We start from the raw sequence: 14,681 nt of genomic DNA, 5'->3' as shown, positions 1-14,681 counted from the left end.
CCATCCCAATCTATGCCGTGGTCGCCATCGTGGCGCCACCGAGAATTCCCACGCAGGCTAGGAAGCCTGCCACCAGTTCGGCCGGCAAGGCGAGCACCATCACCACCCCTGCTGCAACCACCAGCGCAATGCCGACCACTACCTTGCCGACGTTGAGCAAAATCTGCCCCCACTCAATCTGGCCAATCTCGCTCCAGGCGATGTCGCAGTAGCGTTCAATCTTGGCCCACGCCGCCTTCAATTGCGCCTCGGTCCAGCTCGCCAGCACGCGGCCTTGCTCGTTGACCCAGGTCCAGGCGTGGCTTGCCTGGTCGCGCACCCAGCGGCCCGACTCTAACAGCCAAGCGGCCTCTTGTGCCAGCCAATCGCGGGTATCTTTCGCCAGGCCCTCCATGCCTTTCTTGGCACCGGCCCACATCTCATTCAGCTCGCGTTGCAACTGTGTACCCCAGTCCTGGATGTAGCCGGGGGTTGAGACAGGCACTGGGCTATAGATAGGCGCCGGTACGCGCTGGCTCTGTGACTTGGATTGGGTTTGTGACTGCGAACTAAATACTGGCGCTTTCGAAGGTTGAGTCGATTCCTTTTCCTTGCGGCGGTCACGAACATCTAGCACGGTAAACCGCGTCTCATCCCCGGCAATGCGCTGATAAGCTCTTTCCTGTGCCACATTTAAGTAATCTCCTGGGAATTTAATTTCGACGACCCGTGCCAAGTTATCGCCATGTGCGACGCCATCATGGTCGGCTGCAGCACGCCCAGGCCAGCGTGTTTCCTTATCCTTGACGATAATCAGGTCCGGGCGCCGTAAATAGCCTTTCGACAAACCTTTGGGGAAGGGATTGACGGTATGTTGCCGTCCAGGACCTTCGGCCCGGTGGCTTGAACTCAGGAAGGGAATTGGTGGGTTGCGCGTTAGGTCGAAACTCACCTCCGCCTTGTAGAACCATTTGAAACTATGGCCATACTCATCCAGGCGAATCAAGGTCGACATGGTGATTTGCCGCAGGTTGAGACTGTAGCGGCGGCCAGTTTTCTTGCTGGTCACCTCTACCGCTTTAGGTGCCAGAATTGCCTTATCGGCCTTCTCGGTTAGATAGGGCTTGTTGGCCGGATGGGGCAATTTTGCATACTCGGGGCGCTCTTCCACGATGGTCATCGTGCCACCGGCTGGTTGGTATTTGGCCATCAGGCGTCTTCTCCGTTGTTATCCTTCAACTGCAAGCCGCGCTGCGCCTGGCCAGTGCCATAGCCGTACAGGGTGTAGTCCTGCTCGACCGGTGGCTTGGGCGCCTCGAGCTCGACCGGCTGGGCATTCGGCGTGAAGGCAGCACTCGTCTTGCCCTGCCAGTCTGTGTAACCCGACAGCGTGCGGCCATTCGCCAGTTTGAGCCGGTAAGCTTTGCCGACCAGCGGCTCGCCAGTTTTTTCGTCTTGCAGGATATAGCTGCGCTGATAGCCCTTGGGCAGGAACGGCATCGGCATCGACACGCTCGCCGGCCCACTCATCTCGTGGCTGCTGCCCTTGATACTGATTTTGCCCGGGCAGTGCAGCTCGATGTTGCCGCCTTTGAGCCGGATGTAAGCACCGCCGCAGGTCAGCAGAATTTCTTCTTTGCCGGTGACGGTGATGCGCCCCTTCGTCGAAGTGATAGCTACATCTTTGGAGGCCGTCAGCTCCATCTCGCCTTCTTGCGCCTGCACCTGGACTTTACCTTTGGCGGCAATCAGCTTCATGGTCACTTGGTCCGCCACACCGGCGACAAACAGGCTGATGTGTTTGCCGACATTGGCCAACCAGCGCCGGCCGGAGGTTTGGTTGAGGTCGCGCTGCGCAATCAGGTCCAGGTTGGTGCCGGCAGCCAGGGTTTGGCTCTGCTCGGATACGCTCGCAATGCCGGCCGGTGCCGACAGCACCAACAGCGGTTGTTGGCCAGCCTGGTCGCCATTGGCCATCTTGCCGTCGGTGTCGGTATTGCTGCCGGCCTCCCAGGCTTGCAGCGCATCGAGTTGGTGCTGCAGGTGGCCAATGGGACGCTGACGACCCTTGCTATTGTCGGCATCGATTTCCTCAGGGCCAGTCTCCATGGTGTCGGCCTGCTGGGCGGTGGCGGTTTCCGCCAGCACCTGGCTCAGCGCCAGTGCCGACTGCAGTTGGCTACTAGCATGCTCACGTGCCAGCTGTTTGCCGCCGGCGCCGTTCTGCGCCTCGGTGGTCACGAGCAGGCCGTTGGCGGCGCGGATGGCGCCGTGTTGGTCGGTGCGCAACTCGAAGCCCTCACCGCGGGGGTCCGCTTTGCCGTATTGTCTTGGCGTGGTGAGATAGCCCTGGTTGAGTTGCGTGGCACCGTGCGTGCTGGCTAGCCGTGACCGGACTTGGTTTGGCGTGTCGTCGAATAGCAGTTCGTTATAGCCCTGGCCGTCGTGCTCCTTGGATTTGATGCCGGACAGCGTTTTGTTGCCTGGCAGGCTGCCAGCACCGCTGAACTGAGGCGGCATATGGCTGCCGTTATACAAAACACCGGTGACGACGGGCCGGTCAATATTCCCTTCGATAAAGTTGACCAGGACTTCTTGGCCAACGCGCGGAAGATGCATGTGACCGAAACCAGCGCCGGCCGAGGGCATGGCGACGCGCAGCCAGCAGGAGGAGCGCTCATCCATATTGGCGCCGATGGTGGGGTGCTCGGCGGCTCTTTGCCAATGCAGCTGGACCTTGATACGGCCGAATTCATCGGTGTAGACCTCGCGGCAGTCTTTTGGCCCCACAACGGTTCCCGTCTGTGGGCCAAGGCTCGTGCACGCGGCATGTTCGGTATGGGCGTACGGTGGTGTCAGCGCAATGCCGCGGCGTTGTGCTTGGAAGGTGGTCTGAAACGGCGGCGCGTTGTCGGTAGGCTCAAGCACCAGGCGCGGCGTGGCCCGCCGCAGTTGTTGGGTCAGGTCGGCGCCCAAGTTGTTGTTGGCACGGAGGGTTTGCTGCGTGACGACAAATTCGCGTTGCGCCGCCGCGTCTGCCTCGTGCGCGGGGTGGTCGTCCAGGCGGAAATATTCGCCAGGCAGCAGGCCACGCACGGTACCGCTGCCGCTGAACTGCTTGGACTGCAGGTCCAGCGCCTGCTGGCGCAATTTGGCGTAGTGGCTCAGTTTTTGCTCGTCGCCGGCGAAGTAGATGCCAGGCGCATCGTAGTTTTGCAGCGTAGACTGCAGCGCCTGTCCGCTCTGTCCCGACTGCTGTGCACTGTCCTGGGCGGCGTGCAGCGTGGCGACCGGTTTGTAGTCGAAGCTGGCCAGCGCCGTTTGCCCTGACATCACCTGGCGTTGCGATGCCCAGGCCGTGAGTCCATCCTCTTTTTCGGAGGCGTCGGCACGATGGAACCGCACCCGGCCCACGGCGGCCTGCGGCAAATTGTGGGCGTCATCGAACACCACCAACTTGACCTTGGGTCCATCGTCAGCCAGGTGCATAAAGCGCCACGCCAATCCCTCGGAGTGCAACAACCGCACGATGAAATCGAAGTCGCTCTCTTTGTATTGCACGCAGTAGCTTCTAACCGGCAGCTCGGCGGTTTCGAATGCCAGTGACTGGACACGAGCAAACACCGGATTCGCGGTTTGATGCTCCGAAATAATCTGCCGCACAATCTCCGAAACCGGCATATCTTGGAACACACGCGCGGTTCGTCGATGGCGCAAAAGCGAAAAGGGTGCCTCTACCGTAATTCGGTATTGCGCGAACCCGCCGTCTGCACCTAAGCGTTCTGCACTCGATACAATGCCGCAGCGAATTATCTCCGCACCATTGGCATCTTTGATGCCGATGCGGGCCGCTTGGCCCAATAAAGTCTTCAACTCAATGCTGTTATCTGGCGATAGACAGGTCAACTGATAACGATAGGATTGTGAGACCCCTTCCTCACCTGCCAGGCTTTGCGGCAGCAGCTGCTCGGTGGCAATCTGCCCCTCCCCCAGCGAAAGGGTCAGAAGACGGTTCTTTTGGGTAAACGCAGAGGCAAAGCTAGCTAGCAGGGTATTGAGATTGAAGTCCATCGACAAATCCTGTTACAGAATAAAAAACACCCTCATCGGAGAGGGTGATGGCCGAGACACGCTATCGTTAGGTTGCTTAAATATATTAAGTTCCCATGCCTAGGCCAGCAATGCATCAGCTCAAGAGACTGATAATATTTGATGAAACCTGACCAAAAGAACAGGTTACGGAGTATCTGCCTTGATGGCAGCTCTAAATGCGTTGTTCCGGTCGCCGGTAAATATTGATGAGAATTATAATTCTAACGCTGAGGACTGTTCGAGGATGCCTAATTTATGGAAAAGCATCTCGATAAGTTCATAAAGAGATAGGCCTGCCCGATTTCTAGGGTAAGAAAAAGCGCCGGCCATACTGAGCCGGCGCTTTGGACTATGGCTCGATAATCATCTATGACCGTAGTGCGTAGCGTCCGGCGAGCTTGTCTCCGTTGGGCTTTTTCTTTCCAAAGGGACGTGGCTCCATTTGACACTCAATGTCATAGCCTGCAGCACGCAACCGGCGTACCAAGCCGGGCGAGTTCGACACCCCGAGTTTATCGTCCAAGTCTTCACGGAGTACTGGACCTTCTCGCAGAATATCCAGACAGGCACGTAGTGATGGGCACAAGTTAAAATTGCTCTGCATCTCGTCCCCCTTCGCCTTGCCAGTAGAGCCGCTGAATGGCGGCACCATCTGCGATGCGCACGCTACTGATTGTGAAAACTTGAGGGAGTCGAAGGACTCTCTGTATAACTTGGATGCTGAAACCTTCCGCAAGTAGCCAATCGAGTGATGGTTTCTGACCGCGTTGCAGGATAGTCAATAGCTTTTGAACTTCGGTTGTCTCTTGGTTCGTGAGGCTGACGGGCGCGGCTCCCGAGCCGCTACTGTATGTGTTATGCATGACAGGTTCCTCGTAAGTAGTCGAGCCAGGGTGGCTCGGCTTTGACGGGGTCAACTATGCCGGGAGTGAGGCGTGTGCGCCTTGGTAGGTGTGAAGCGTGAAGCTAGCTGTGCTGCTAGCCGTGAGAGGTACGACCGGGCGGTGCACTTTGACGCAATTCAGATAAGAAATTACTCAGAGTACGGATGCTGACGGCCTTTGTTTTGCCTTCGTTGGTTGTCCAGCTAAACTTGTCGCAACGTCCATCATATGGCTTCAAGGAGTCGTTTTCGGAGTGCTCACTCATCCACTTTAGTAAGTCTTTTGGCTTGCCCATGTGGAGTAATGTGGGGGCGTGCGGGAACAAGTCGGCTACTGTTTTTCGCCAGCCAACGCGACTGTTTTCCACTCGCTGTATTGCTGGTTCCTCAGGTCGTTCATGGTCGATAATGTCGTCAACTTGGGAGGAGCGCTTTTCAGGCTTTAGTCGGTCCCATTCATCTTTGAAGCACCATGCTAGAGGAAAAGGCGACTGGGTTATGCCAACAGCATAGTTGTCAATTAGAGAAGGGAATGGCAACCCTCGTCTTTGCCATTGTTTCCATAGGGGGAACTCCATTTTACGCAACCGCTCACGTGCCAAGACATCGCGTAAAGTCTGACTGCCTGCGTCATTGCATGACTTATGGTGGGGCCAGTATCGGACTAGTTGTTTATTAAATTGGGCTGTTCGAAATCCGATAGGCAGTTGCACATGAGAATAAAGATTGAATGGTATGCGATAACTTTGATTTGCTACGTGACTTATCCACGAACAAAGGGTTCTTGATTCTGTATCCGCATTTTGGACGTAGCGATTTAGTACATTTTTACGGAGAGCCTCTGGTTCGATAGCTTTGGCGTTCGCGTAATCGCCCATGTAAAACTGAGGTGCGTTGCCTTGCAGTATCAGACTTGCCAGGACCTGAGCACCTTTAGCTCGGAGCTTCAGATACGCGACTCCTTTCAGACCGTTACCGTACTCAGGTATAGGCTCACCGGCTAACTCAGCGACGATGTCGTCTAGCAGTATTTCTTCATGCCACATGCGTGTTCTCCCACTCAACATCTTCTACGCCTTCGTGCACGCTGATGCATGACGGAGGCGGCGTCCGTATAACGACATTCAGGACAGAATATAACGAACCTGACCTTTGGCTGAGGTGTTATGCACGGCGCCTTCGACGCTTCCGAGGGAGCCGCAAGCTCCTGTCCTGTCAGGCGGTATGTATGCCGGCGGCTCCCATGCTTGATACGCCCCTACTCGCTGTTGCAAGCGTAAAGTTCAATATCCTGTGCCGAATCAATAGATATGTTGGCTTGGCGCTTGATTAGTCATCGTCCTCCTCAAGCGCTTCCCTGGATTTACGTTGGCGTGCTATTGCATAGCACGCGTCCTTGAGTAGTCCGTCATATAGGTCAAATGCTGGTTCTGCCCGGCTCAGTGATGCCAACATCTGCTCACAGTGTTGTTGCATTCGGATGTCCTCAGGAAACGGCTCTCCGGGAGCTCCTCCACGAACTCCGGAGTATGTTGCCATAGCAATTGCCGAGCGAATCTCATCCAAAGCATCCTGGCCAACAAGTTCGGCTGCGTCGAGGATGTCTCGGATAAACTTTGAATGGTCGTAGATGAGAGTTGGCTGGCTTTCCCGCAGCACGGCGGCAACCAAGTTGGCATGCGCCTGTGTACCCGAGGACAACCAATCAAGTAGAAGGTCGAGTAGGACTTGACCATAGTCTCCGCAGAGGCCTGAGACCGCCTCTCCAACATACCTTGCGTCGAGAGTCTCCGCCGTCTTTTCTCGAGCCCAATCAAGTAGGTCTCGCAATAGTCGTGGCCCGGTTTCAGCCTCCATAAGACCGAGGCCTTTTCCGTTGTGCTCCTTGTGCAGGGGTTTGTAAGACCAATCGTTGCGTTGTTGCACTTCCAAGAGGCGTGCCATAACCAGCGCGACCACTGGGGCTGGGGTCTTTTTAATAGATGCAGTGAGGAACTCAAGGACCCAGTGGTCATCTAGCTTCTTCAGTACAACTAGCTTCCGCAGCAACTCATTCCGCTTGTACTCGACTTCAGCCTTCGGAATGATGTTGTTGTTGGAGAGCCACAAGAACATATCGTGAGTTGCGTGTATGTTGACCTCAAAGTCCGCCAAACAAATGAGCTCGACAGCCAACGCTGGACTTCTGCTGGCCACCTGACGAACCAGGTTTGACGCAACCATCAAGACGGTCGGGTCCTTCGATTGAAAGATGCGCTTGAACAACTCGACTTCTGGGGGGGTATAGGGGCGAGAGGACTCGAACCGCATGTACGCCTCCGCAAGCTGTGCCAGCACCTTGGCATCCTCCTCCGAGCGGGAGATGTATTCATCCACGAAATTGGAGTCACCCGCCGCAACGACCACACCTAGGGCTGCACCTACGTATTGGTCAAGATGACCGCCTCGGCCCTCGTTGCATCTCAAGAGAAGTTCGGTAGCAAGGCCCTGTACTGAAGCTAATAGGTGATTTATGAGAAGGAATGGCGACCCATATCCATCGTGTGCGGTGGTAACAATTTCATCCAAGGCGGCATGCAGTTCATCGAACAGGTGTCTTGGCTCAGGGAATTCGGTAATGAGGTCTGCAGTGAGAAGCTTGCGGTCCTCAACGTGTTCTTCGCGTTCAAGAGTCTCGCTTAACTTCCAGGTCTCGCTCCCCCAGCCGTCCACGAGTGCGCGTATGAGTCGAGTCCGAAGGTCTCTGCTCAATAAGTCGAAGATGGCTTGGGCCTCACCGGACGTCTCCGGCCGACCATAAAATGCATGCCAGGAGATGGATTGTGCAAGCCGAACCAGGACAACGGGTGATACGTGGACTTCGTTCAAAACAACTTTTAGCTCTTGCAAAAGCTTCACATGCTCTCGCTGCCATGCAAGGTCGACTGTGTCGCTATGCATTGGCCCTCGCAACGCATAGGCCATCGTGCGGGCGGCGAGAAACGCCCTATGGGGCGGCCCTTCCCGTAGGTACTTGAGTAGTGCGCCAGTTACCTCGTCCCGGACGCTTAGAACCCTCTCCAGAGGGAGCTGATAGCGGGTGATGGTCAGAGTCAAGCCCGAGTAGCTTGTCGACTCCATTTCAGTGTTTAGTGTTCCCTCTAGAATAGCGAAGGGCGTGTGAGTCGACGTGAGCGAGGCAGGTCTTTCCAGAAGGGCAAGTGCAAAACGAACGACTTCGCGCACGTACTCGATTGATTTATTCACCTGGAACTGGGCCAGTTCCTTGAGGATGCGGATGCCATGGCCCGGCTGCTGGTTAAGCGCACGGGTGTCATTTCGTCCTGCAGTCCAAAGCAACTGACATGCTTCTGGTAAGTGATTGTAGGTGTACGCCGCGTAACGCACCATGTTGCACACAGATGAGTTATCTCCATGCCCCTCGGCAATAAGCCGCTTTGCGAAGTTCAGCGCAAATCTGGGTTGGTAGTATGCAACAGCTTCGACTGCTTCTACATGTGGGTTACTGTAGCGCTCACCCCAGTGCAGTTTTGGACTAAGACTGGTCAGCAGCGCGCTGTCATCTGTCTTGCCCTCGCGCAGGCGCCAGTCCAAGCGACCAAGATTTACGAACATGCTTTTTAGGTGAGTTGTACCAGCGAGGTCGAAGACCTGGGTGACGCGCTCATTGGCTGTGCCATCTGTGTTGAGGTAGTTCGAGCGAATGATTTCATCGGCCAGCAGGTCTGGCGCGAGTCTTGAGCGAAGCCCTCGCTTGAACAGGACGCCGGCTTCTCCGAGAAGTCGTATCAGGCGACCGGCATCCGGCTGCTCTATGCCTTCGGTTTTCAACAGGATATTGAGCAGGTTCGGGTCATCGGGAATGATGGGCTGAAGGAGTGCGATTACGCGCAGGATTGCTCTCAGCTTTGGAACGTCCTGCCCTGTAACCAAGGCAACCGTGATGACGTCCTGAAGGCTTTTCAGTACATAAGTGCTGAACTCCTCTGCGTTGCCAAGAAGCGCGAGCGATACACCATCGCGAGCCACCAACTGCGCTGCCAAGACAGTGACGAGTGGCGTGGTGTACGTAGCGCGGGCTATCTCGACTGCCGCTGCTGGGGGGGCCTTACATTCGGTGAGGACGGATTCAGCCAGTGCTTGAGCTTGCTCCCGAGTCTGCGGTTGCATGTCAGCAAATCGGACCGAAGGCCCGGAGAGGCTGACGTCGGCAGCCTGCAACCGCAGCGCCTCTTTCCCATAGGGACGAAGCGATAGGAGTAATCGTGTGCGGTTCTCCGGAACGGCCGAGTACCTGAGTAGGATGCCGAGGTCGTCGCGTTCGTGTGCATCATCGACGATGAGTAGCGTCACGCAGCCGCGACTGTCGCGAAGTCTGTCCAGATGGTGGGCCTTAACCTCTTCGGTCGGTGATACAAACCGAACATGCAGGGTCGTGCTTTGTATAAGCCGTTGGGTCACTTCGCGTAGAACGCGACTCTTACCCGCCCCGGGAGTGCCGACGAGGCACGTTAGAACGACAGACTCGTCTTGTACGCAGTCAACAACTTGTGAGACTTCTTCGTCGCGACCCACTAGTGTCCAGGAGTGATTAAAGAAGCGGTCAGAAACCAGGAGCGGTTTAAAAAAGTCCTCGGGACTCTGAATAGGGCCCGGCTCATCAACTCCCAGTAGGTCAAAGCGTTGACCACTGAAGTACCGGTCGACTAGGTCTAGGCGGTCCATGAGTGGGAGGTCGTGAAACCGGCGGGTAATGTCTTCTCGGTCCCACAACTCCCAGCCACTATGTGCTGCCATTGCATCGCGAGAGTTTGTGCTGGCAACGCTGGATAGCAGAAGTATCTTGAGGTTTGCGACGTAGGTCTGTGCAGCCACGGCGGCATGAACCTTTTGGGCGCCAAACTCATTGACGCGCTTACACTGAAACGAGTGGGTTCCAAAGGGACCGCTAGCGAAGATATCTATGCCGTACTGCTTGTGACCTGTACCTCCATAGCGATGTACCGTGCCTCCGAGTGGGTGGTACACCCGATGCAAGAAGGCGGCGCAAAAGCTCTCAAATGTTTCCGGCGGAAGGGCGGAAAGCGGTAGGGGCCGGTCGTGAGAGGTGGCGGTTTCAGCACGAATGTTCGCAGATGTCGTTTGGTATCCGGCGGCCATCAGAAGTTCGTTGTCCTTGGCCCGTACTAGCTGCTCGAGCGCGGGAATGGCACTTGACCTTGGACGCGCAAGCCCTTTCTCCCAACGGCTTACAGACTGCTGGGTGACACCAAGCGCAGTAGCCAGTTCTTGCTGTTTGATGAACCCTGCTGCAACACGAAGTTGTGTCAGCAGTTCTCCAAATTCCGCATAGGGCACGGGCGTACTAGCTGATTGCATATGGTTGTACCTTTTTTCGCACACTTAGCCAAGTGTATCTCAATTTGACGCGTTCAATACGGTGGTCTGTGCAGAAACCGGGGCAATTAGCAGTGCCCGCGCGGGCATGGGCTAAGAATTCGCCTAGCTTAGTTTGATATCTCTGCTGTTGACTGGGCGCTTAGTAGGGCATGGGGGCATCGTGAGATGCCTGGGGTGTGCACCAGGCATCTCACGAGCTGTGCGAGCGGTAGTCAGGCAAATTTGCTGCCAAAGGAGCTGATTTTTCAAGTTAGGGGATATCAAAACCAACGCATTTATTTCCCAAGAGCGAAAAAGCCTGAAAGGTGGGGTTCTTTTACAAGTATGAAGTGTTGGTTTTGTGAGAAATTTTATTGAATTTCAGTGTGTTAGTGCTTTGTGGCTTTGGGCGCCCACGCTTCTATTTACCGCCTACACCGATTCCCTATTCAATATTTTCACTGGACTGTTGAATTTCCCTTTCAAGGTAAATCTGCATGCGTGCTTTCCCCTCCGCAGAGAGCTTTGACCATGCAAGCATAACTTCAGACAAACTTTCATCATCGCAATAGAAATAAGGGACTGGGACTTCCAATATCGCAGCCAATCGTACCGCCATGTCAAACGGAGGAGCATGGGTACCCGTTTCATATCGACTGATACGGGCACTGGCCGTCCCTTCATCGAGCCCTACCATCACGCCGAGCTTGTCTTGAGGGATGTCTCGCTTTAGGCGAACTTCTCGCAGTCGCCTACCAAATATCGATGCCGGGGGTTTCGTACGCATCCTACGATGCTCGTAGGATGTCCTTGCACCGTCTCTACGTAAAACGTAGACTGAGACGTTCGGAAGCTCATTAGGTCCACGTGCCCTCATACTTCGAGTACGCAGGCTGTACAGTTCCGACTATTTTGTTTACCTAACCTACTCTGAATGAGCATGAAGACAACTTCAAAGTCTCTTGGCTACTTCTCTGTGCTAGGCGTACTAACGCTCTTGGCTGCCTGTACCGAGAATGTACCTAACGACAAGCTAACCTATGACACTATATTGTCGTATGCAAAAAACGATGAACTTGATGGGCTGGTTGTAGATGATTTTAAGAAAGAGAACGGGTGGCAGGACACTTCATCTGAAAATAAATATAACGTTAGATATACCTACAATTTAAAACTAACAAAGCCATTACCCGAAGTTGTATTAGAACTCGCCAGCAGCCTTGAAGAGAAAATCCAGCAACAGCATAAAAATCCTGGATTTATGGGAGTTGACGAGTTGCAAACGAATTTAAATATATATACTGAAGCTGACAATTGGGTAAACCCGCAAAAAGATACTTTCCCAACTAGAAGTAATGCCTTTTTACTTAACTGCAAGCCTTGTTCCAACTTTCTTTCGAAGGGAAGCAAAAGTGAAATTGACCTGCATTGGAATATTTTTATCGTAGCGTGGTCAGAGCTAGAAAAGCTTGGCTTTAAGGATGATGCACGTATCGGGGATAAGGTTCCACGACAAGCTTGGTCGGGCTTTATGAAAACAGAAAATGGATGGAAGCCCATCATCACACAGTAAATCAAATGAAATCCTGGCAATCCTTCTGCAAGCAGGCGTCATCATGTTTCTGTATGGCGTACCAGGCTGGCTTTCTGGAATAAATCTCATTGAGGGCTAAGGTTCAGGATTTCGTGGACGCGCAATAGGGGCAGGCTTTTTCCGTAGCTTGACGACATTGGGACACAGGTATATTGGTAGCAAGTATCAAGAAATATCTGCGGTTTTGATACTTCTCAAAATGGATAATACCGCTTGAAACCAGGGGACCATCGGCCTAGTAATTGAGACTATGCTGGTCAAACTTGCCCAATACTGAAAGTCTATCTCCTCCCCCTCCCAGAGCACGCTAGGATTCGGTCAGACGACATGTACTTTTGAGCTCACGTAAATATGCGATGGGGGATGGGCTGTGAGACGTCTGAAAGCGGTAGTCGATAAACTGTACCACCCACCGAAGGATGGGAGGCGTCAGGTATTCGCGTTATCTCGCCCTGAAGCGGAAAAATTGCCCCGATTGCCAGCGGTAGCCATGATTTCCATCACTGCGCCAGAGCGACCGACTGCTGCAGTTGACGGCTTCGCATACTTGCTGCGCCTGAGCTTCGCGGATGTGGACTTCCTGAATCCCTTGCTTTCCAAGAAGGCCCAGCAAAAAGCTCAAAATGCGTTCACGCCTTCTCAAGCCTCACAAATCCTCGACTTCGTGAATAGCTTGCCTGGTGACGTTCATTCATTAGTTGTGCATTGCGAAGGTGGATTTTCCCGGTCATGCGCCATTGCCCTGGCACTGCATCAACGTTTTGGTTACTTAGCCGAGGTTGAGCGGCTGTCCAAGGGAAATCCGAGCGTGCTACAACTGATGCTGGCTTGTCGCGAAGCTAGTAAAGAAAAAAGCTGACACTGGCCGTCGCAAAGGCATTCGACCTCGTAACAACCGGCAAGAATATGCTACTTATTAGCCAAATCCCCGTACAAGGGGATTTGGTGGGGAACCGCTGAAGCCAGAGGGCGCATTGGGGCATGCGGGAATACAGTCCAAAGACTCTCGGTGCGAGTAAAATGACCATGCAGAACACTTCGATACAGAACGAGATAGCCGTATTGTCACTTTGCAAAAGGGGATGGCCATGTTCATGAAAAACCTTAAGGCTCTGCATGAGAGCATGCTCAACACGTTGAATGCCCATGGAGAAGCCGCCGAGCATCAGCGCTTTCGAAGCTGGCAAGGCGGGGTGACTTTTGAGTGCATTTTCTCGACAGGCGAGACGCCTTATATGCTGTCGTTAACCTCAAGAGGCACGGCAGAACAGCCCCAGTCCGAGTTCTTTCTGTTTGAAGTTACAGACGACTATAGAATCGCCGGCTATTTTGGCGATATGTATGGTCGGCTAGCCAAATTGCTTTCTACCAATGGGGGGCTGTCTGGAAACAAGTTGCAGCCGAATGATTTTCTTGCGGAGCTTGATGCCAATACACCAACAAAGGCGACGCAAGACAACATCCCAAACCCAGATGAAATCATTGCAGGCCGGCCAGACATAACGGAGGAGCGGGAGAAGCCATACTGGAGTCATTGGACCACACCTCGGAGCAAAGCAGACGGGTCTCCTGGCAGCGTATCAGACGAAAATCGCAAAAAGACGGCCGCGCTCCTGGGCTCGGCTGCATTGGCCTATAGTATCCGGGTCCGCATGTCCTCTTGCTGGAGCCCAACACCGACGCATGCAAATTGGAGACCGCAGGATTAGTACGGTAGGCGGGCAGTCAAGTAGCGAGCGCCCGCCATTGCCTTTGATGTGCTACTGATAACTATCCAGAAGGGCAAGACACTCACCATGGAGAAATTGGCCATCTTCGCATCTATCACACAGCACGCGCTCCCAATATCCGGGCCTGAACCCCCCCTTCTCACCACAGCATTCACATATCGTTGCAGCAGCATTCTCTGCATTAGCTAGAATCGCTAAGAGCTCTTTCCAGGTAGAGGCATCGCAGAGCTCGCCTCCACACAAACGGATTTGAAGACATCCACTTCCGACCTCAATGGTATGGCAATACGGAATGAGCGGGCCAGGCACGTCCATTTGCAATCCGCTGCTCTGCCAATCAGCACGGATTTCACGTAGTTTTTGGTCACACCAAGCGATATTCTTCGCGCTGTTTCCTGGCCCGGCAAGCTTCTCTAACTCCAGCTCAATCTCGTATGCCGCTCTATCCAACAGCGGATACCAACCAGGACCACATTCAATTCCCCAGTAGCCGATATTGCTGGGGTAATGCGCTGGATAGCGCGCAGCACGAAACAAAATAGGATACTTGGCAAGTAGCAGGCGCTGGTCTGTCGTTTTGAGGCGGCTTCGCTCAAAAGGGAATGGCTCAGCGTCTGTTGACGGGGTACCACCTTGGTGTTGTTGCTTTACATTTTGCACAATGAACATCAATCCTGGTGCACAGAGCACCAGACTCCCATGGAAACGAATTCATGAGGCCATCATTAAGGGCGATGGCTACTTCTCAACCTTGGCACGACATATCTCCAACTCTTTGGAGAGCGCGTCAATTTCTGACTGCATGGCCGCAGACCGTTTTAGTAGCTGACTGACTTGATGCCAGTAGGCATAGCCTATGTCACCATCGGCCAGTGCAAGCTCATGCAGCTTACGCAGTGCAATGTCTAAATCAATTTCATGTTCAGATGACATCGTATATTCCGATGAAGCTCATTTTCCTGCACAGCAACGCCCCATATAGCAAGTAAATGAATATGGCGCTTGGGCGCAACCGAAGACTAGG

10 protein-coding genes are annotated in these 14,681 nt (G+C 54.0%); 3 read left to right on the top strand and 7 right to left on the bottom strand.

The genetic code is table 11. The annotated features are described in order from the left end of the window. Positions 1–10 precede the first annotated feature (10 nt). The 5 genes from DXT74_RS08115 to DXT74_RS23190 all read right to left on the bottom strand — a co-directional run bounded on the left by DXT74_RS08115 (position 11) and on the right by DXT74_RS23190 (position 11,120). Positions 11–1,189, bottom strand: coding sequence for a VRR-NUC domain-containing protein (locus DXT74_RS08115; protein ID WP_194427703.1), 1,179 nt, complete (start codon positions 1,187–1,189; stop codon positions 11–13). After that, on the bottom strand, positions 1,189–4,050 hold the full coding sequence (locus DXT74_RS08110; protein WP_194427702.1) for a type VI secretion system Vgr family protein: 2,862 nt from the start codon (positions 4,048–4,050) through the stop codon (positions 1,189–1,191). Before DXT74_RS08110 ends, DXT74_RS08115 begins: the two co-directional genes overlap by 1 nt. A 999-nt stretch (positions 4,051–5,049) precedes the next feature. Next, complete coding sequence (locus DXT74_RS08105) at positions 5,050–6,000, bottom strand: hypothetical protein (protein WP_194427701.1); 951 nt, start codon at positions 5,998–6,000, stop codon at positions 5,050–5,052. A gap of 283 nt (positions 6,001–6,283) precedes the next feature. Further along, the gene (locus tag DXT74_RS08100; RefSeq protein WP_194427700.1) at positions 6,284–10,333 is read right to left on the bottom strand and encodes a helix-turn-helix domain-containing protein; all 4,050 of its coding nucleotides are present in this window, start codon (positions 10,331–10,333) and stop codon (positions 6,284–6,286) included. A 445-nt stretch (positions 10,334–10,778) separates the two neighbouring features. Continuing rightward, complete coding sequence (locus tag DXT74_RS23190; protein ID WP_194427699.1) at positions 10,779–11,120, bottom strand: helix-turn-helix domain-containing protein; 342 nt, start codon at positions 11,118–11,120, stop codon at positions 10,779–10,781. 153 nt (positions 11,121–11,273) lie between these two features. Between DXT74_RS23190 and DXT74_RS08090 the strand changes: the two genes are divergently transcribed. The 3 genes from DXT74_RS08090 (at position 11,274) to DXT74_RS08080 (ending at position 13,636) form a co-directional block, all read left to right on the top strand. Then, a complete protein-coding gene (locus DXT74_RS08090) occupies positions 11,274–11,906 on the top strand; it encodes a hypothetical protein (protein ID WP_194427698.1) in 633 nt (210 codons plus the stop codon). Between the two features lie 511 nt (positions 11,907–12,417). Continuing rightward, positions 12,418–12,786 carry a hypothetical protein gene (locus DXT74_RS08085; RefSeq protein WP_196783842.1) on the top strand — a complete coding sequence of 123 codons (369 nt, stop codon included), beginning with the start codon at positions 12,418–12,420 and terminating at the stop codon, positions 12,784–12,786. A 229-nt stretch (positions 12,787–13,015) separates the two neighbouring features. Further along, positions 13,016–13,636: a DUF6037 family protein gene (locus DXT74_RS08080; RefSeq protein WP_194427696.1), complete on the top strand. Its 621-nt coding sequence runs from the start codon at positions 13,016–13,018 to the stop codon at positions 13,634–13,636. A 51-nt stretch (positions 13,637–13,687) separates the two neighbouring features. Here DXT74_RS08080 and DXT74_RS08075 read toward each other — a convergent pair whose 3' ends face one another. After that, positions 13,688–14,326: a hypothetical protein gene (locus DXT74_RS08075; protein ID WP_194427695.1), complete on the bottom strand. Its 639-nt coding sequence runs from the start codon at positions 14,324–14,326 to the stop codon at positions 13,688–13,690. A 69-nt stretch (positions 14,327–14,395) separates the two neighbouring features. Beyond that, a complete protein-coding gene (locus DXT74_RS08070) occupies positions 14,396–14,590 on the bottom strand; it encodes a hypothetical protein (RefSeq protein ID WP_194427694.1) in 195 nt (64 codons plus the stop codon). Between the last annotated feature and the right edge of the window lie 91 nt (positions 14,591–14,681).

Source organism: Chromobacterium sp. Rain0013, from assembly GCF_015291765.1.
In the GTDB taxonomy this organism is placed as follows: Bacteria; Pseudomonadota; Gammaproteobacteria; order Burkholderiales; family Chromobacteriaceae; genus Chromobacterium; species Chromobacterium haemolyticum.
This window is presented reverse-complemented; position numbering and strand designations above follow the sequence as displayed.